The sequence below is a fragment of the Streptomyces sp. 150FB genome, from assembly GCF_000818195.1.
GTDB lineage: Bacteria > Actinomycetota > Actinomycetes > Streptomycetales > Streptomycetaceae > Streptomyces.
This window is the reverse complement of sequence record NZ_JTHL01000001.1, coordinates 9,332,257-9,350,367: the sequence shown is the minus strand read 5'-3', so window position 1 is coordinate 9,350,367 and position 18,111 is coordinate 9,332,257. Positions and strand designations below refer to the sequence as shown.

The 18,111-nt window shown below is 67.7% G+C and carries 13 protein-coding genes and 5 pseudogenes; 10 read left to right on the top strand and 8 right to left on the bottom strand.

Features of this window, described 5'->3' with window-relative positions; translation table 11 throughout:
* Window positions 1-254: 254 nt before the first annotated feature.
* The 4 genes from QR77_RS39945 to QR77_RS39930 all read left to right on the top strand — a co-directional run bounded on the left by QR77_RS39945 (window position 255) and on the right by QR77_RS39930 (window position 6,606).
* Window positions 255-1,724 (top strand): aldehyde dehydrogenase family protein, encoded by a 1,470-nt coding sequence (locus tag QR77_RS39945; protein ID WP_040026803.1) that lies wholly within the window; start codon window positions 255-257, stop codon window positions 1,722-1,724.
* A complete protein-coding gene (locus QR77_RS39940; RefSeq protein WP_040026802.1) occupies window positions 1,721-3,319 on the top strand; it encodes an amino acid permease in 1,599 nt (532 codons plus the stop codon). Before QR77_RS39945 ends, QR77_RS39940 begins: the two co-directional genes overlap by 4 nt.
* Window positions 3,320-3,399: 80 nt before the next feature.
* Complete coding sequence (locus QR77_RS39935; protein WP_040026801.1) at window positions 3,400-4,965, top strand: GMC family oxidoreductase N-terminal domain-containing protein; 1,566 nt, start codon at window positions 3,400-3,402, stop codon at window positions 4,963-4,965.
* Between the two features lie 117 nt (window positions 4,966-5,082).
* Entirely contained in the window at window positions 5,083-6,606 is a 1,524-nt protein-coding gene (locus tag QR77_RS39930) for an aldehyde dehydrogenase family protein (RefSeq protein ID WP_040026800.1), read from the top strand.
* Between the two features lie 142 nt (window positions 6,607-6,748).
* Here QR77_RS39930 and QR77_RS39925 read toward each other — a convergent pair.
* The 3 pseudogenes from QR77_RS39925 to QR77_RS49630 form a co-directional block, all read right to left on the bottom strand.
* Window positions 6,749-6,991: pseudogene (locus tag QR77_RS39925) on the bottom strand (integrase); the annotation flags it as partial.
* A gap of 254 nt (window positions 6,992-7,245) precedes the next feature.
* Window positions 7,246-7,460, bottom strand: a pseudogene (locus tag QR77_RS50115) (IS5/IS1182 family transposase); the annotation flags it as partial.
* A gap of 281 nt (window positions 7,461-7,741) precedes the next feature.
* Window positions 7,742-7,941: pseudogene (locus QR77_RS49630) on the bottom strand (IS5/IS1182 family transposase); the annotation flags it as partial.
* Window positions 7,942-8,131: 190 nt separating this feature from the next.
* On the opposite strand from QR77_RS49630, the gene QR77_RS39920 reads away from it, so the two are divergent.
* Complete coding sequence (locus QR77_RS39920; RefSeq protein ID WP_040026799.1) at window positions 8,132-8,782, top strand: NAD(P)H-dependent oxidoreductase; 651 nt, start codon at window positions 8,132-8,134, stop codon at window positions 8,780-8,782.
* A 469-nt stretch (window positions 8,783-9,251) separates the two neighbouring features.
* Here QR77_RS39920 and QR77_RS39915 read toward each other — a convergent pair whose 3' ends face one another.
* Window positions 9,252-9,599, bottom strand: a complete 348-nt coding sequence (locus tag QR77_RS39915; RefSeq protein ID WP_052489452.1) for a helix-turn-helix domain-containing protein — start codon at window positions 9,597-9,599, stop codon at window positions 9,252-9,254.
* 64 nt (window positions 9,600-9,663) lie between these two features.
* Here QR77_RS39915 and QR77_RS39910 point away from each other — a divergent pair, with 64 nt between their 5' ends.
* Window positions 9,664-10,563 carry an LLM class flavin-dependent oxidoreductase gene (locus QR77_RS39910; protein ID WP_040026798.1) on the top strand — a complete coding sequence of 300 codons (900 nt, stop codon included), beginning with the start codon at window positions 9,664-9,666 and terminating at the stop codon, window positions 10,561-10,563.
* The gene (locus QR77_RS39905; RefSeq protein ID WP_052489450.1) at window positions 10,560-11,870 is read left to right on the top strand and encodes an FAD-dependent oxidoreductase; all 1,311 of its coding nucleotides are present in this window, start codon (window positions 10,560-10,562) and stop codon (window positions 11,868-11,870) included. Before QR77_RS39910 ends, QR77_RS39905 begins: the two co-directional genes overlap by 4 nt.
* Before the next feature lie 132 nt (window positions 11,871-12,002).
* Here QR77_RS39905 and QR77_RS44570 read toward each other — a convergent pair.
* The 4 genes and pseudogenes from QR77_RS44570 to QR77_RS39890 form a co-directional block, all read right to left on the bottom strand.
* Window positions 12,003-12,411 (bottom strand): annotated as a pseudogene (locus QR77_RS44570) (NAD(P)H-binding protein); the annotation flags it as partial.
* Window positions 12,412-12,781: 370 nt separating this feature from the next.
* Window positions 12,782-12,892, bottom strand: a pseudogene (locus QR77_RS44565) (NAD-dependent epimerase/dehydratase family protein); the annotation flags it as partial.
* Entirely contained in the window at window positions 12,892-13,065 is a 174-nt protein-coding gene (locus tag QR77_RS49625; RefSeq protein ID WP_236711015.1) for a hypothetical protein, read from the bottom strand. The gene QR77_RS49625 and the pseudogene QR77_RS44565, both read right to left, overlap by 1 nt.
* Entirely contained in the window at window positions 13,038-13,595 is a 558-nt protein-coding gene (locus tag QR77_RS39890) for a YfbM family protein (protein ID WP_052489449.1), read from the bottom strand. The genes QR77_RS49625 and QR77_RS39890 overlap by 28 nt, the downstream gene beginning before the upstream one ends.
* A 580-nt stretch (window positions 13,596-14,175) precedes the next feature.
* Here QR77_RS39890 and QR77_RS39885 point away from each other — a divergent pair.
* From QR77_RS39885 to QR77_RS39870, 3 genes are all read left to right on the top strand, one after another.
* On the top strand, window positions 14,176-16,374 hold the full coding sequence (locus tag QR77_RS39885; RefSeq protein WP_040026797.1) for a phospholipase C, phosphocholine-specific: 2,199 nt from the start codon (window positions 14,176-14,178) through the stop codon (window positions 16,372-16,374).
* A 564-nt stretch (window positions 16,375-16,938) separates the two neighbouring features.
* Window positions 16,939-17,391, top strand: a complete 453-nt coding sequence (locus QR77_RS39875) for a hypothetical protein (RefSeq protein ID WP_150130520.1) — start codon at window positions 16,939-16,941, stop codon at window positions 17,389-17,391.
* 147 nt (window positions 17,392-17,538) lie between these two features.
* A partial coding sequence (locus QR77_RS39870) for a transposase (RefSeq protein WP_236711013.1) occupies window positions 17,539-18,111 on the top strand: 573 nt, incomplete at its 3' end.

Below are 18,111 nucleotides of genomic sequence, written 5' to 3'. Positions count from 1 at the left end.
GGGCGCTGGCGGCGGCGCTCCCCGTACGGCAGCGGCCGCACGCGCTGGCGCGGGTCCGTGACCTCGACGCCTGCCAGGGTGCGTGAGCCCGGCGCGCCCTGGAGACCGGGTACCGGAGGCCCCCGGCTGCCCCTCCCACGCTGCGAAGGTGGCTCGTTCTCCTTACTGTCGGTTGACAGAGCACCTCAGGACGTGACCGGCGCGAACGGGCGGGGCGGCCGGCGGGTGCCGCATCCGAACCGGAGGAGCCTGGCATGCCGGAGCTGTTCATCGGTGGCCGGTGGATCGCCGCCGTCGACGGGGGGAAGCGCGAGATCCACTGCCCCGCGGACGGGACACTGGTCGCGACCGTCGACGAGGCGGGGCCGAAGGACGCCCGTGCGGCGATCGCCGCGGCGCGGGAGGCGTTCGACCGCGGCCCCTGGCCCTCCACCCCGGCCGCCGAGCGCGGGAGACTGCTGTCGCGCGTCGCCGACCTGCTGGAACGTGACAAGGCCGCGCTCGCCCGAGCCGAATCCCTGGACACCGGGAAACGGCTCGTCGAGAGCGGCTACGACATGGACGACATCGCGAACTGCTTCCGCTACTTCGGCAGTCTGACGGCGGCGGGCGGCACCGACCGGATCGTCGACACCGGCGATCCCGGCATCGACAGCCGGGTGGTGCACGAGCCGGTCGGCGTGTGCGGACTGATCACGCCGTGGAACTATCCGCTGCTCCAGACCGCCTGGAAGGTGGCCCCCGCGCTCGGCGCGGGGAACACCTTCGTGCTGAAGCCCAGTGAGCTGACCCCGCACACCGCCATCATGCTGATGCGGCTGCTGACCGAGGCGGGACTGCCCCCCGGCGCGGCCAACCTGATCCTGGGAGCAGGGGCGAGCGCCGGAGCGCCGCTGACCGAGGATCCCGGGGTCGACATGGTGTCGTTCACCGGCGGTCTGGTGACGGGGCGGCGCATCATGGCCGCCGCCGCTCCGACCGTCAAGAAGATCGCTCTGGAGCTGGGCGGCAAGAACCCCAATGTCGTCTTCGCCGACGCGGACTACGAGGCGGCGGTCGACTACGCCCTCACGGCGGTGTTCCTCCATTCGGGCCAGGTCTGCTCGGCGGGCGCCCGGCTGCTGATCGAGGACTCGCTGCACGACCGGTTCGTCGACGACGTGGTGGCCAGGGCCAGGGCGATCCCCATCGGCGGGCCCTTCGACGAGCGCGCGAGGACCGGGCCGCTGATCTCCGCGGCGCACCGCGAGAAGGTCGAGGCCTATGTGGACGCGGGTCTGGCCGAGGGCGCCGTCCTGCGCTGCGGCGGCGCGCGGCCGGACGACCCGGCGCTCGCCGACGGCTTCTACTACCTGCCGACGGTGCTGGACGAGTGCCGCTCGGAGATGTCCGTGGTGCGTGACGAGTCGTTCGGCCCCGTACTGACCGTCGAGCGGTTCCGCGACGAGGACGAGGCGGTCGCGCTCGCCAACGACACGGTCTACGGGCTGTCAGGAGGGGTCTGGTCGGGGGATGTCGGCAAGGCGCACCGGGTCGCTTCCCGGATGCGCGCGGGCACCGTATGGATCAACGACTTCCAGCCGTATGTGCCCCAGGCGGAGTGGGGCGGGATGAAGCAGTCCGGTTTCGGCCGTGAGCTGGGCCCCGCGGGACTCGCCGAGTACCAGGAGGCCAAACACGTGTGGCGTAACCTCTCCCCGCGTCGGCTGGGGTGGTTCGAATGAGTACGGGTGGCCGTCCGACGGAGGGCGGGCCGTCCGAAGGCGGCCCGGCTGCCGGGGCGCAGGGCCCGTCGGACGACGAGTCGCTGGAGGACTTCGGGTACAAGCCCCAGCTCAAGCGGACCCTCGGCAACTTCCACACCTTCGCGGCCGGCATCAGCTACATCTCGATCCTCACCGGCACCTTCCAGCTCTTCTTCTTCGGCGTCAGCTTCGGTGGGCCCGCCTACTGGTGGTCCTGGCCGATGGTGTTCGTGGGCCAGCTCATGGTGGCCCTCTGCTTCTGCGAGCTGGCGGCGCGCTACCCCGTCGCCGGTTCGATCTACAACTGGGCGAAGAAGCTGGGCGGTCCGCACATCGGCTGGCTGGGCGGCTGGATGATGGTCACGGCGACGATGGTGTCGCTGGCCGCCGTCGCGCTCGCCTACCAGGTCACACTGCCGCAGATCTCGTCCACGTTCCAGTTCGTGGGGAACAGCACGGGCGGGACCGACTCGGCCAAGAACGCGGTGCTGCTGGGCAGCGTACTCATCATCTTCACGACCCTCGTGAACGCCTTCGGTGTGAAACTGATGGCCCGGATCAACTCGGCGGGTGTGCTGATCGAGTTGATCGCCGCCGTCGTCCTGATCGGGCTGCTGGCCGCGCACATCACACGCGGCCCCAGCGCCATCGTCGAGACCCACGGCTTCGGGAAGGGCGAGCCACTGGGCTATTTCGGCGCCTTTCTCACGGCCTCGCTCGCCTCCGCCTACGTGATGTACGGCTTCGACACGGCGTCCTCGCTCGGCGAGGAGTCGACGAACCCCAGCCGCAACGCGCCGCGGGCGATCCTGCGCGCGCTGTGCGCGTCGTTCCTGATCGGCGGGCTGATCCTGCTGTTCGCGCTGCTCGCCGTACCCGACCTGGCATCGAAGCAGCTCTCCGTGGACGGCTTGCAGTTCGTGGTGCTCTCCGCACTGGGGCACACCATCGGGGAGATCGTGCTGTGGTGCGTGGTCATCGCCATCACGGTGTGCGAACTGGCCGTGCAAGCCGCCGGGATCCGGCTGGCCTTCGCGATGGCGCGGGACAACTGCCTGCCGGCGTCCTCGCTGGTCGCCCGGGTCAGCCCCCGGTTCAAGACACCGGTCCTCCCCGCGGTCGTCATCGGGCTGGTCGCGATCGGCATCCTGGTGCTCAACATCGACCAGCCGCAGATCTTCTCGGTCGTCACCAGCATCGCGATCATCATGATCTACCTGGCCTATCTGCTGGTCACGGGTCCCATGCTGTGGCGGCGGCTGCGCGGCGAGTGGCAGCCGGCCCCGGGCCATTTCTCGCTCGGCAAGTTCGGGCTGCCGGTGAACATCCTGGCCGTGTTCTGGGGCAGCGCGATGTCGATCAACCTCGCCTGGCCGCGCCGCGCCGTCTACAACGGGACCGGGCCGCACCACTGGTATCTCCAGTGGGGTGCGTTCCTGTACATCGGGATCATCGCCGGGGCCGGCTTCGCCTACTACTGGTTCGTCAAGCGCGGCCGGATCCAGATCATCGACTCGGCCAGGGCGGCTCCGGGGGACGAGGTACCGCCCGTGGGACCCACGACCACCCCCTGAATCCCCGCCTCCGTGCCCCGTCTCCGCGCCCTGTCCCCCGCTTCCGCCCGCCGTACGCGAACGACCGAACTGGAGCAGCGATGTCCGTCCCCCAGCCCCCTGTGCAGGAGTTCGACTACGTGGTCGTCGGCGGCGGCACCGCCGGCGCGGTCATCGCCGCCCGGTTGACCGAGGACCCGTCGGTCACCGTGTGCGTACTGGAAGCGGGCCCCTCGGACGTCGGTGACGACAGTGTGCTGAGGCTCGACCGGTGGATGGCCCTGCTGGAGACCGGCTACGACTGGGACTATCCGGTGGAGCCGCAGGAGAACGGCAACAGCTTTATGCGGCACGCACGCGCCAAGGTGCTCGGCGGTTGCTCCTCGCACAACTCCTGCATCGCCTTCTGGGCACCGGCCGAGGACCTCGACGAGTGGGCCGCGCTCGGCTGTACGGGGTGGAGCGCCGCCGACTGCTTCCCGCTCTACCGCCGCCTGGAGACCAACGACGCGGCCGGCGATCACCACGGCCGTTCGGGGCCGGTCACCATCCGTACGGTTCCTCCCCACGACCCTTGCGGCAGAGCCCTGTTGGAGGCGTGCGCCGTCGCCGGTATCCCCACGACACCGTTCAACACCGGCTCGACGGTGGTGCGCGGGGCACACTGGTTCCAGATCAACGGCCGCGAGGACGGCACCCGTTCGTCCGCCTCCGTGTCGTATCTGCACCCGATCCTGGGCCAGCGCCCCAACCTTGAGATCCGTACCGAACTCCAGGCGAAACGCCTGCTGTTCGACGACAACCGGCGCTGCACGGGCGTCGAGTACCTGGAACCCGACACCATCCACAGCAGCTCGGTCGCGGCGCGGCGGGAGGTGATCGTCAGTTGCGGGTCCATCGACTCACCGAAGCTGCTGATGCTCTCCGGCATCGGACCGGCCGGGCATCTGCGCGACAGCGGGATCGACGTACTGGTGGACTCCCCGGGTGTCGGTTCGCACCTCCAGGACCACCCCGAGGGTGTGATCATGTGGGAGGCGAAGCAGCCGATGGTCACCTCGTCCACGCAGTGGTGGGAGATCGGTATCTTCGCTGACACCGAACCGGGCCTGGACCGGCCCGACTTGATGTTCCACTACGGATCCGTGCCGTTCGACATGAACACCTACCGGCGCGGCTTCCCGACGAGCGAGAACGCGTTCTGTCTGACCCCCAACGTCACCCGCGCACGGTCCGTCGGCACGGTGAGGCTGCGTACCCGTGACTTCCGGGACAAGCCGAGGGTCGACCCGCGCTACTTCACGGACGAGCACGACATCCGGGTGATGACGTACGGCCTCCGGCTCGCCCGCGAGATCGCGGCGCAGGCCCCGATGGCCGACTGGGCCGGCACCGAACTCGCCCCGGGGCCCGCGATCCGTTCGGACGACGAGCTGTTCTCGTACATCCGCGACACCCACAACACCGTCTACCACCCGGCCGGTACGGTACGGATGGGCGCGCCGGACGACGCGAACTCGCCGCTCGACCCGATGCTGCGGGTCAAGGGGGTCACCGGGCTCCGGGTGGCCGACGCGTCGATCATGCCGTTCCTCCCCGCCGTCAATCCGTGCATCACGACCATGATGATCGGCGAGAAGTGCGCCGACATGATCAAGGCGGCCTGACCCACGCCGAGTCGCCTCCCCATCAGCGACGCAACGTGATCGCAACCTCCCCTTCCCTAGCCTCGGCCTCGGGCGTCGTCCAACGGCGGGCGGCGCGGATTCCGGGAGGCCACAGAGATGACCCGTTACGCAGCGCCCGGCACAGAAGGCGCGATCGTGTCGTACGAGTCCCGCTACGACCACTGGATCGGCGGCCAGTACGTACCGCCGGCCCGCGGTCAGTACTTCGAGAACCCGAGCCCGATCAACGGCCGCCCCTTCACCGAGATCGCCCGCGGCACCGCCGACGACGTCGAGGCCGCCCTGGACGCGGCGCACGGCGCGGCGCCCGCGTGGGCCAAGACCTCGGCGGAGGTGCGGGCCAACATCCTCAACCGGATCGCGGACCGGATGGAGTCCCACCTCGAAGAGCTGGCCGTCGCCGAGACCTGGGAGAACGGCAAGCCGGTACGGGAGACCCTGGCCGCCGACATCCCGCTCGCCATCGACCACTTCCGCTACTTCGCGGGAGCGCTGCGCGCTCAGGAGGGGTCGCTCAGCGAGCTGGACGACGACACCGTCGCGTACCACTTCCACGAGCCTCTCGGCGTCGTGGCGCAGATCATCCCGTGGAACTTCCCCATCCTGATGGCGACATGGAAGCTGGCGCCCGCGCTGGCCGCCGGCAACGCCGTCGTGATCAAACCCGCGGAGCAGACGCCGGCCTCCCTCCACCTCTGGATGAGCCTGGTCGCGGATCTGCTGCCGCCGGGCGTCGTCAACATCGTCAACGGCTTCGGTGTGGAGGCGGGCAAACCACTGGCCTCCAGCGCGCGCGTCGCCAAGGTCGCCTTCACGGGCGAGACCACGACGGGGCGGCTGATCATGCAGTACGCCTCCGAGAACATCAAGCCGGTCACACTGGAGTTGGGCGGCAAGAGCCCGAATCTCTTCTTCGACGACGTGTGGGCGCACGACGACGACTTCCGCGACAAGGCCCTGGAAGGCTTCACCATGTTCGCCCTGAACCAGGGCGAGGTGTGTACGTGCCCTTCGCGCGCGCTCATCCAGCGCGGCAACTACAACGAGTTCCTCGAAGCGGGCGTGGCCCGCACCGAGGCCATCGTGGCGGGGAACCCGCTGGACACCGACACGATGATCGGCGCCCAGGCCTCCAACGACCAGCTCCAGAAGATCCTCTCGTACCTGGACATCGGCCGCCAGGAAGGCGCGAAGGTGCTGACGGGCGGTGAGCAGATCGAGTACGAGGGCGAGTTGGCCGGCGGTTACTACGTACAGCCCACGATCTTCGAGGGCGACAACCGCATGCGCATCTTCCAGGAGGAGATCTTCGGCCCGGTCCTCGCCGTCACGGCCTTCCACGACTTCGACGACGCGATCAAAACGGCGAACGACACCCTGTACGGCCTCGGCGCCGGGGTCTGGACGCGCGACATCAACACGGCGTACCGGGCGGGCCGCGCCATCCAGGCCGGCCGCGTATGGACCAACTGCTACCACGCGTACCCGGCCCACGCGGCCTTCGGCGGCTACAAGCAGTCGGGCATCGGCCGCGAGAACCACAAGATGATGCTCGACCACTACCAGCAGACGAAGAACCTTCTGGTGTCGTACTCGGCGAAGAAGCTCGGATTCTTCTAGGGGCACAGAACAAGGCGCCTGAACTGGTCTTTTACCGGTCAGGCGCTTTGCTTACGGGGCGGTTGACATCGGCGGCGGTTTGCGAGGCACCTGCCGATATCTTCTACTGCTGTCCCAGCCCTGACCAGCTCTTCCGGACCAGTCACGGACCAGAATCCCCTACCCGCTCCGCAGACTCCGCGCTCCGGCTGGCCCTGTCCCACTCCTGCATCGATTGCTCGATGAGGCGGTTCGCCTGCTCCTGCACGCCGTCCAGAAACTTCGCGTAGTAGCGGAACAGGGTCTGAATACTCTGCCCCGCTCGGCGAGCGCATTCGGCCGGATCCACGCCGGAGTACAGCCAAAAGGAGATCCCGGCATGGCGCAGGTCGTAGGGCCGCTTGGCAGCCTCGAGGCCAGTGAGGAGCCGGGCAACCTGCGCCGGATTTGGCACACTGCCGGGTCCACCTCCTCGTTGCCCGCTGGAGGCTTCCGCCGGATCCCGTTGAGGGGGTTCTCCGCGAAGTACCCATTCTCAACTGCCGTGTTGAGCACTTCACTGAAGGCAGCTCGCTTCCGGCTGCGGTCATCGTTCACGAAAGCCACGTAGGGAGCGCGTACGTGGTTCAGGCCCTATTGCGCGCGGGCGCTGTGTCCGGGCTCTTGCACGCTCGCCGCGGTGACCAGAACAGCGAGGAGAAGACCGACCGCGCCAGCTCCGCTTCCTGCCCACGATCTTCTTACCCGCGTCGCCCCCCCCTGGCTGAGGGCGGGAACACTGGTGGAGGTCCTGACGCTTCGGGCATCGATACACAGGCCGCTGGTTCGGCGTCCCGACCTTCCTTACCCCGCAGCAACTGCCTGAGCAGGCCGCTGTGCGTGGACGCGGGCCGGGACACCCCGGCCGCCGTGCCCGCAGCGCACCACAATGAACACCGCGACTGCGCCGACCGCATCTGAACACCACGCGGACAGCGCGCAATTCCCTTTTGTTCGTGCCGTGTCCTTACGGCGCCGCACGGGTGTGCGCGCGACCGTCGATGAGTTCCCTGACTCCCAGGCGGCCGATCGGCACTCACGGCGGGAGCGGCGCCCTTCCGGCCGGTCGCTAACATGCGCCGCCAACTAACCCCTAAATCTGGGCGTATCGGGTGATTTACGATCGGTCCATGATCCAGATGGCGGCGGCGCCGAGGCGCAAGCCAGCAAGGTGGGGCTGAGGGGTCTTGTCGTAGCGGGTGGCGATGCCCTGCCAGATTTTTCAACTGGTCGATCAGGCGCTCGACGGTGTTCGTGGCTGATGGGCCGACCGCCCCCCCTGTTCTTCCGGCCCGCGGCCGGGTCCTTCTTCCGAGGACCAGAACAGGGGCGATGGCCAGGGCCCACACATTGGCCATCCACTTACCAATAGTAAGCAACTTACGCGGACTTTGCGGACCCTTTCGGAGCGGCGCACTGTGAATCCATGCCTGCTCTCACAACGTCACGCGAAACCGACCGTTTTGAACCTGCGGCAGTTGACACAACCACCATCATGGAGAACAGAATGGCCACTCTGCTGCACATTGACTCCTCCGTATTCTCCGGAGAAGCATCTACCTCCCGGTCCGTGGCGGGCATCTTCCGCCACGCGTGGCAAGAGCAGCACCCCAATGGGAACGTGATTTACCGGGATCTCGCGGTGTCGCCCGTTCCGCACATCACGGCAGACGCCCATACCGCAGGATTTGCTGAACCTGGCGACCGTACGCCCGAGCAGGCGGATGCGTTCTCCCGCCGAGTCCGATTGATCGAGGAACTGGAACTGGCGGACGCAGTGCTGATCGGCGCCCCCATGTACAACTACACGATCCCCTCGACTTTGAAGGCATGGCTGGACAACATCATCCTGTTCGGTCGCACCGTAGGGGATGATCCTTCGGTCAAAGGCACGCCAGTGACAGTCATCGCGAGCCGCGGTGGCTCCTACGCGCCGGGCACCCCCCGCGAGGGATCCGAATACGTACAGAACTACCTGGAAGCCGTCTTTGACGAGATGCTGGGCATGGAGCTCGACTTCATCGTTCCGGAGCTCACCATGGCCCCGCACAATCCGGCGATGGCCGAACTGGTTCCCCTGTACGAGACGTCCCGCGCCCGCTCCATCGAGCGGGCGGAAGCCAGGGCAAAGGAGCTTGCGCTGCGGGCATCCGCATAAGCACCCGTAACGGGCTACATGAATTACCGCCTGCCGTGCGACGGCCAGCGGTAATTCATGCGTTGCGGATGAAACCGCTCCGCTCTCGCGCCAAGTCGGAAAACTCCTTGCGAAGAGGGTGGAGTAAGGCGCCGGCCGGATGCTGGTTCTGGAGGCCTCGCGCGTGATTTGCCTGCATGCGCCTCAGCCCGGTGGTGCGTGGTTCCGCTCCAGCAGTGAGCCCACCGTCGCAGCGCAGCTTGCGGCGCGCTCGCCTGGGCGAAAAGCCTGGCCTACTGTGAGATCGTTCGCCGCCGCAGCCACGTCTGCGCCCGGTTGCGGCCCCAGCTCGCCACCGCGGCGAGTGCGGCACTGGTCCGTTGCGTGGGCTGGACGCTTCGAGTTGGCGAGGCCGTTAGCCGGACGGGCTCAGGGCCGCTCGGCTGCCCTCGTTGGTCAGGCCGGCCGGGAGGTGAATGCGCAGATTCGATTAACCCACCGGGACTTCTTTGGTAACCCGGGAGCCCGACCGCCGCAGGCTCCACTGTGAGAGAGGTTGCAGGGCAACCACTAGTGCCTGGCCCTCCGCTGTGAGCTGGTAGAGGATCTGCACAGGTGTGCTGGGGACAACGGTCCGGTCGATGAGGCCCGCAGCTTCGAGCTCTTTCAATCGCTGAGAGAGGAGCCGATCGGAGATCCCGTCGATCATTGCTCGGTACTCGCCGAAGCGCCGAGCGCCTCGGGCGGCGGCCTGTACCACTGAGCCGGTCCAGCGGCGGCCGATGAGCTCAAGAGTGCCTTCGAAGCTCGGGCAGGTGTCGTCATTGATTGATTGCACTTACAAAGTGTTAGCACCTTACTTGCAGCTTTGCAAGAGGCATGGGTCGCCACACTCTGGATACATGACCGACTACAAACGACCGCTTTCCTTCGGAATGAGTCTTGATCCCTCAGAGGGGGCCTGGGATCAAACCCGGCGGCTCGCACGGACGGCGGAGGACCTCGGCCTGGACTATCTTGCCGTTCAGGACCACCCCTACCAGGCCGGCCACCTGGATGCCTGGACCCTGATCTCGCATCTGTCGGCATTCACCGACCAAATCTCCTTCCTCACCGACGTCGCCGACATGCAGCTTCGCCCCCCGGTGATGCTTGCCAAGGCCGCTATGTCGCTCAGCGCACTCACGGGCGGGCGAATCCAGCTCGGTGTCGGCGGGGGCGGTATTCCCGACGCAATCGCATCAATGGGCGGGCCGGCGCGACGCGGCCAGGACATTGTGGCATTCGCTGCGGAGTCGGTGGAACTGATGCGCACCGCCTTGGCCGGAGGCGTCGTACGGCTACACAGCCCCTATCACTCCATTGGCGGCTATCACGCTGGTCCGGTGACCCCAAAACCCGTCGGACTCTGGCTCGGTGCCCAGAAACCGCACATGCTCGCCGCTACCGGCCGACTGGCCGACGGATGGATCTCCCCGCTCAACATATATGTCCCGCCCCTCGAGGTGCCCTCGCGCCAGCAGATCATCGACGAAGCGGCTGTCGAAGCAGGCCGGGACCCGACAAAACTTCGGCGCGTCTACAACGTGATCGGCGTAATCGGAGATCACGGAGAGGGGCCCGGACTCGTCGGCGATGTGCGACGTTGGGTGGACACCCTCACCCAATGGGTGGTGGAGCTCGGCTTCGACACGTTCATCTTCTGGCCCGCCACTGACCCCCAGCACCAGCTCACGCTCTTCGGCGGCGAGATCGTACCCGCGGTGCGCGAACGTGTCGACGCCATCCGGAGCGTGCGATGAACGGCAACCTCAGCACCATCCCAGCAGAGCTTGCGGGCAAGGTGGTCAGCCCCAGCGACCAGCGCTATCCGAGGTTCCGATCCACCTACACCACGGTAGGTAGCCCTGCAGCCGTCGTCCTGCCCGAGTCCTCTCATGACATCGCGGCAGCACTACGGCTGGCCCAGGAGGCCGGGCTGCAGGTGGCCATCCGCAGCGGCGGGCACGGCCTGTCCGGCAGCGGAACCAACAACGGTGGCCTCGTGATCGATCTGCGTGCGCTGAACCAGATCGAGATCATCGACCGCGGCTCCCGCCTGGTCCGCATTGAAGCGGGAGCGCGCTGGGCCGAGGTCGCTGAGGCGCTCACGCCGCATGGGCTCGCGATCAGCTCCGGTGACCACGGCAACGTCGGCGTCGGTGGCATTGCCACCGGAGGCGGCGTCGGCTGGCTGGTACGGCAGTACGGCCTCACCATCGACCACGTTCGTGCCGTCGAAGTTGTTCTACCCAACGGAACAGTTGTGCGTGCCGATGCCGCAACCGAGCCGGACCTACTGTGGGTTGTGCGGGGCGCTGGAGCGGGCGCCGGCATTGCGGTCGCCTTCGAGATCGAAGCCATGGAACTCCGCAACGTCGGCTACGCGCAGATGCTCTCGCCGGTGGACCCAGCCGGGGAGACGCTACGGCGCTGGGCCGACGTCATCGCGCAGGCACCGCGTGAGCTGTCGACAGCCGTAACGCTCTCCTCACAAGATTCCACCGCCGCTGCCTTCATCACCGCAGTCGTGGCATCGGACAGACTCTCCGTCATCCGCGAGGCCCTCCAGCCGCTCCTCGGGATCGCTGACGTGACGGTCCAGCAGGCCCGGATCGTCCCCTACACGGAGCTGGTCCCACGGTTCCATCCGCACCCCAATACCGGGCAGATGCCGACCCGCACGACTAACGGGCTCCTCACCGGTCTGACCCCCGAAGCAGCACGCGCTCTGGTGACGGTAACCAGCGGCTCCAACCCGGCCTTTGTGCAGCTGCGCTCGCTCGGCGGTGCCACCCACGATCTTGCTCCCTCGAGTATGGCATTCGCCCACCGTCACCAGGACATTCTCGCCATAGCCTCGGCGTTCCCGCCAAACGAACGCGCCGTACTGGCCGCCGCGTGGAAGCCCATCGCCCCCCATACCGACGGCGCCTACATAAACTTCGAGAGTGCTCGCGATGAAGCGGCGTTCGCACGCGCCTACCCAGGACCGACCGGCACCCGTGTGACCGACCTGTGGAAGCGCTATGACCCTGATGGTGTCCTGCGCCCCAGGCAGTCGACCTGAGCTGAGTCGATTGCTGCCCGCAGCGTCTTCGCAGCGAACGCCCGCCCGCTCATGTCACCCCGTGGGCTTGCAGGCAGCACGAGAACAGCCCGAAGAAGGAGACGACCTTGCGGCGACACGGCCCGTCAGGTGTCAGATCCGGCCGGCCGCCCGGACCGCCTCCGTCACCGGCATGTCGCCACTGACCGGGTTCAGCGTCAAGCCTGCCGTTTCCGGCGAGTCCAGCAGCGCAGCCACCACAGCGGCCACATCGTCGCGCGGCACGGCGCCGGACGCCCTCGCAACGGTGAGACGCACCATTCCACTGCCGGAATCCTCCGTCAGCCGCCCCGGGCGCAGCACGGTCCAGTCGAGACCCGCCCGGGAGCGGACGGCGCCGTCCGCCGCGCCTTTCGCCCGCCGACAGGCAGTCAGGACCGTGTCGTCGCTTTCCGGGCTTGAGCGTCCGCTCCCATCGACGACACGACGAGGGACCGGCGAACCCCAGCCCGCTCCGCCGCGTCAGCGATAGGAGCCCGGCGTCGCGGTCCACCGTGTGGCGCAGGCAACCCGGACGGCCCACGACCGGCTCGGCGTGCCGTCCGGCAGCCACCTGCTGTTGCCGGGCGTCAACGTCGGCCAGGACCTAACGTCGCACCTCCAGGCCACGTGAGCGGCAAGCTCTTCGTGTATGGGAGGAGGCGCCGCTTGTGTACGGCGCGTGCCCCGCGCGTCCGACACCGGTTTCACGGCGCCACCGACACCCTTGGTGAGAGCATCGGTGAGCATGGCGCCGCGGCCGTCGTCATCAGGGGGAGTAACGCTCATGGCGGGGGCGGCAACGCTTGACGGTGCGGCTGCCGGTGAACCGCGGCGCGTCGGACCGAGGCTGGTGATCCTTCTCGACGAGGTCAACGCCGCCGTGGCTCAGCCGCCGAAGCCTCCGAGCGGGCCAGGGCCAGGACTTCATGCCCCGACTCGATCAAATCGCGCACGACCGCGGAGCCGATGAAGCCGGTGCCACCTGTAATGAAGACGCGCATCAGGCTGCCCCACCAGCGGGACACCGCGGCCCCATGTAGTCCTTCAGCCGGGTCACGAGGCCGTCGCGCCGCGCGATGATCCACAGGTAGCGGATGTCGAAGGGATCACCGGTGGCCGCATCGAGATGATGCCCCTCGGCCTCGATCACCACCTCCTCGCCCAGCTCACGCACGGTGATGTCGTCCAGGGCGCCGAACTGCACGCTGCAGTCGAGCCAGACCAGCATGGCCTCGCCTGCTTTGGCAGTGGCGCCGAAGAACGGGGCCAGCGGCCGAACCACCCGCGCACCCATTCCAGGGCGTCGGCCTCATCCCAGAGGAGCGGGTAGATCTGCGCGGCCGTCATCTGCTCGGGGCCCACCTCCCGGATCAAGTCCTCGAAGGACAAGCCGGCCAGGGCTCCGGCAGCGAGCTCCACCTGGTCCGCATCCAGGTACTTGGCCGGCCCGTAGCCCCAGTCCTCGCTGGTGAACGTCTGCTCGCCATGAACGATGTCGACGGGAAAACTCGCGCGTTCGAGGAGGAATGCGATGGCGTCGAACGCCTTGTGGGTCGTCAGCTGCCGTGCATCCGAGGGAGCGACGTCATTGATGCCGTCTGTCTCCATGACCTCCATGACGTACTCGAACGCCCACTCCGGGTCCTTGACTGCCCTGGCCAGCTCGGCCGGTGTTACACGCAGGTACTCACCATTCACGCTCACCCGCGCAGAGTACGAGGGACCACCGACACTGCGATGCCCAGGAGCATCGAGGGGTAGCTGAAGCCAGATCAACTTGCCACAACCTGGAGCCCGAACTACCTGCTGCGGTGGTCCCGAAAGAACCTGCCAGAGACACCTGGTGCCCGTGCGAAGCCGCCACCACCTTCCGGCTCTTGCACTGGACCGTCCTCCCGACGCGTCGCCACCGGGCGCTGTTCCGTGGCCCCCGCTACGGCCTGGGCTCCAGCACCATCAGCCTCACCCCGGCCGGGGCGGTGCCGGCGGCCCGCGAAACGGCCGCTCGCCCTACTTCGGAGAGAACCGCAACTTCGCGGTGTCCCCAGTGATGGTGAGAACGGCGATCACCCGCTCGCCGATGGTGGAGCCCCCACCCGGGGCGCTCACCGGCCAGGTGATGGCGAAGTGGACGGCCGGAAAACGCCGGCCTCAAGGCGGCGGCACGGCGACATGGCCACGAAAATCTGATTATTTCAGCCGGTATTCACGTCTTCGTCTCTTGCACGCCCGGACGGGTCCATAGGTTCGCGAAGCCCCCTCACTCTTCCGGAGGTTTTGAGCCATGTCAGGCCTGTCCCGCAGAGACTTCATCGGCGCGGCAACCGCGATCACCGGTGCCGCCGCCGTCGGCGGTGTGAGCGCGTCCGCAGCCGAGGCCGCCGCCCCGGCCCACCAGCGGAAGCCGCACGGCGACATCCGCGACATCAAGCGCGTCGTCATCCTGATGCAGGAGAACCGCAGCTTCGACCACTACTTCGGCTCTCTGCGCGGCGTCCGCGGCTTCGGGGACCGTTCCACCGCCCAGCTGCCCGGCGGCCTGTCCGTCTTCGAACAGCCCCTCTCAAGCCCCGGCCAGCGCCTGACCGGGACCCAGTACCCCTGGCGCCTCGCGGCAGCGCCCGTATCCGCCTACCCGGCGGGCCACCAGCCGCCCAGCTCGGAGGTCGGTGCCCAGAACTACGGCGGGACGGACCACAGTTGGGAGTCCCAGCACACGGCCTGGTACGGCGGCCTCATGAACGCCTGGTACGTGAGCAAGGGCGGCCCGACCACCCTCGGCTATCTGGACCGAAGAGACCTGCCGTTCCACTACGCCCTGGCCGACGAATACACGATCGGCGACGCGTACCACTGTTCGGTGCTCAGCGCGACGGGCCCCAACCGCACCTACCACTGGGGCGGCACCATCGACGCGGCCAACAAGTACAGCGGCTACACCGCCTACAGCGGCGGTGACGAACTCGGCAAGAACCTCCTGTGGGAGTCGTACGCCGAGACCCTGCAGAAGGCCCGGATGACCTGGAAGGTCTACCAGGGCAGCGACAACTACGGCGACAACGCCCTGGAATACTTCAAGACCTTCGCCCAGTACGACCCCTCGCAGGGCGGCACTGCGACACCCGGCAACGTCTACTACGACAACGGTGTCGCCACCGTGCCGGAACCCAACGACCCGGAAACCGGCAACGCCGACAACCTGGTCGAGGCGATCAAGAAGGACGTGCTGGCCGGCACGCTGCCGCAGGTCTCCTGGGTGGTCACCAACCAGCGTTACTCCGAGCACCCCGACGGCGCTCCCACCGACGGCGCGTACTACGTCCACGAGGTGCTCAAGGCCCTCAACGCGGACCCCGAGGTCTTCAACTCGACGCTGGTCATCATCAACTTCGACGAGAACGACGGCCAGTTCGACCACGTGGCGCCGCCGGTCCCGGCCCCCGGGGAGAAGGACGAATTCGTCGCGGGCACCGACCTGTCGAACTACGGCTTCACCCAGCCCGCCCCGGTCGGCCTCGGCTTCCGCGTGCCGCTGCTGCTCCTCTCGCCCTGGACGCGCGGCGGCTGGGTCACCTCCGAGGTCTCCGACCACACCTCGGTGATCCAGTTCATGGAGAAGTGGTCCACCGCGCTCGGCAAGCCGGCGATCAGCCCGAACATCAGCGCGTGGCGACGTCGCGTCTGCGGCGACCTCACCGGCGCCTTCGACTTCACGTCACCGGTCTACGGCCTGCCCCGACTGCCCAGCCTCGAACCGATCGGCGACGACGTCGACTACGACCCGCCGGTCACCACGAACACCATGCCCAAGCAGGAGGGCGGCACCAAGAAGGCCCGGCCGCTTCCCTACCAGCCCAACGCCAACCTCGTCGGTTTCACCCGGCAGCACGGCAAGCCCGCGACGGCGAAGCTGGAGTTCAGCAACAACGGCCCGCACGTCAGTAGGGCGAGCCACTTCTCCGTATACAACAACCGTGCGGACTCGCCTTCACTGGCCGACTACCCGGCCAAATTCCCGGGTCAGTACACGGTCGACGCCTCACACAACCTGTCGCGGACCGTGTCCGGAACCGCGCCGGTGGGCAAGGACGACAACGACTCCGCGTACGACATCACCGTCCTCGGACCCAACCGGTTCCTGCGCCGCTTCACCGGCGACCTCGACCGCGAGGGCAGCACGGCACAGGTCGAGGCGCGGTACGAGCGGAAGGGCCACAGTCACGGTGAGCGAGACGTGCTCGTACTGCGGCTGACCAACGACGGCCACCAGTCCGTCACCTTCACGGTCCGCTCAGACCAGTACCTCAAGGACCGGACGGTGACACACCACGTGCCCGCGCGCGGGCACGTGACCCACACGGTCGACCCGCTGGACAAGAGCAACGGCTGGTACGACCTGACGGTCAAGGTCAGCGGCGATTCGTCATGGTCGCGCCAGTACATCGGCCACATCGAGAACGGCTCGCACAGCGTCACCGGCTGAGAGGCCGACGGGTGACCGCCCGAGGACCGGAGGTCACCCAAAAGCCTGTGCCGTCCGCGACGGCCGCCCGACCCGCGACACGGGCCGGGCGGCCACGCCCAGAAGCCGGACGAAGGTCTGACAGCGGCAGCATCTATGTGTCTTCCCTGCCCGGTTATTCGACGGCGTGCAGCAGTTCAGCCACGCCTTCCGCCGTCCGGTGAGGAGTGAAGGCCGTAGCCAGATCGCGGACGAGCTGAACGCACCGCGGTGCTCCGATCCGTTCGGCCAGGTGGAGAGCTTCGAGGGGGTCGGCAGCCGCGGCCTCAGGTTCGCGACGGCTGAGGTGCCCCTGCGCTCGGTATGCGAAGAAGATGCTGCGGGTCTTGTCGCGGCTGGCTGGCTGGCAGGAGAGCTTGACCTTCGGCGATGAGGCTGTGTGCCTGAGCGGTGCCACCGAGGTCGAGCAGGCAGCGGCCCGAGTCGACGGCGAGGTCGGCCGGCGACATCCATGAGCACCAGGCGGGGATGTCGCCCGCGTCACCGGCACCGAGCAGGCGTTCTGCCGTGTTCAGGGAGTGCAGGGTGGCACGGCGTTCGTCGAGCGCGGCTTGGGCGCGTGCCAGGCGCAGGTGCAGCAGTGAACTGGCTGCGGGGGTGGGTGGTGCGGCGGAGAGCCTTGGTCAGGATGTCGGCGGCGGTCACCGCGTCCGTTGCGAGGCGTTCCTGACCGAAGTACGCCAGGCGCACGGGATCGTGGGTTCCTCTTTTGATCGACTCAAGATGTTTCTCGGACGCGGCCTGGGCGGCCACAGCTTCCCGGCCGTTGCCGGCCTTTGCGTGGGCGCGTGCTTCGGCGAGCTTCGCGAACCCGAGAACGCGGGGTGCCGCATGGCCCCGGCCCCGTTCGTGGGCGGCCTCAGCCATGTCAGCGGCTGGCTCTGGGAAGCCGCGCAGGAGGGTCTGGAGTGCCATCGTGGTCAGGACGTAGCAGCCGGTCTCGACGTCGCGAGCGGCGACCCAAGTCTACATTTATAGATGGAACTCCTGACTCAGAAGACTAGTAGTGCTTTGTTATGTCTCTGGGTTATGTCTCTGGGCAGGTGGTCGCTGTGGCGGTTTCCTGCTGGTATGAGGGTGGATGAACTCGCTTTGTGCCGGGGCCGGTTGGAGTCGATGCGGCCTATGGCGGGACGGCTGGGTGTGGACCACCAGCAGTTACAGCAGTTCATGACCTCCTCGACCTGGCCGGTGGACACGATTCGCGCCGGGCCGACCCTGCGGGCGGTGAGCGTGGTGCGGCCGCAGGTGTGGGTGGTGGATGACACCGGTTTCCCGAAGGACGGTGTGTCCTCCCCGGGGGTGGCCAGGCAGTACTCCGGCACCCTGGGCAAGGTCGGGAACTGCCAGATCGAGGTCAGTATCCACGCGGCATCGGACACCGCTTCCTGCCCGCTGTCCTGGCGGCTGTTTCTGTCCGGCATCTGGGACGGGGCCCAGGCCGTCGGCCGGCGGGCCCGGTGCCGGATCCCCGACGGGGAGCACCACCGGCCGAAGTGGCAGCTCGCGCTCGACATGCTTCTGGCCGCCGGACGGGGCCAAGCGGTCACGGTCACCTGGCGCAAGGGTTCCAAAGCGGCCATGTCTCGCGCTTCGTGTTCCTGCGTGTCCGCCTCGCCGGCCGCCGTCCCAAACCCGCTCCCGACGGCGTCATCGGCCCCCAGACCGGGGTACGCCCGCTGCGCGCCGCCTACCGGG

Excerpts from the sequence above, each read along its gene's own strand:
- QR77_RS39930 (WP_040026800.1), top strand. The coding sequence starts at position 5,083 with ATGACCCGTTACGCAGCGCCCGGCACAGAAGGCGCGATCGTGTCGTAC.
- QR77_RS39945 (WP_040026803.1), top strand. The coding sequence starts at position 255 with ATGCCGGAGCTGTTCATCGGTGGCCGGTGGATCGCCGCCGTCGACGGG.
- QR77_RS39920 (WP_040026799.1), top strand. The coding sequence starts at position 8,132 with ATGGCCACTCTGCTGCACATTGACTCCTCCGTATTCTCCGGAGAAGCA.
- QR77_RS39885 (WP_040026797.1), top strand. The coding sequence starts at position 14,176 with ATGTCAGGCCTGTCCCGCAGAGACTTCATCGGCGCGGCAACCGCGATC.
- QR77_RS39935 (WP_040026801.1), top strand. The coding sequence starts at position 3,400 with ATGTCCGTCCCCCAGCCCCCTGTGCAGGAGTTCGACTACGTGGTCGTC.
- QR77_RS39905 (WP_052489450.1), top strand. The coding sequence starts at position 10,560 with ATGAACGGCAACCTCAGCACCATCCCAGCAGAGCTTGCGGGCAAGGTG.
- QR77_RS39940 (WP_040026802.1), top strand. The coding sequence starts at position 1,721 with ATGAGTACGGGTGGCCGTCCGACGGAGGGCGGGCCGTCCGAAGGCGGC.
- QR77_RS39910 (WP_040026798.1), top strand. The coding sequence starts at position 9,664 with ATGACCGACTACAAACGACCGCTTTCCTTCGGAATGAGTCTTGATCCC.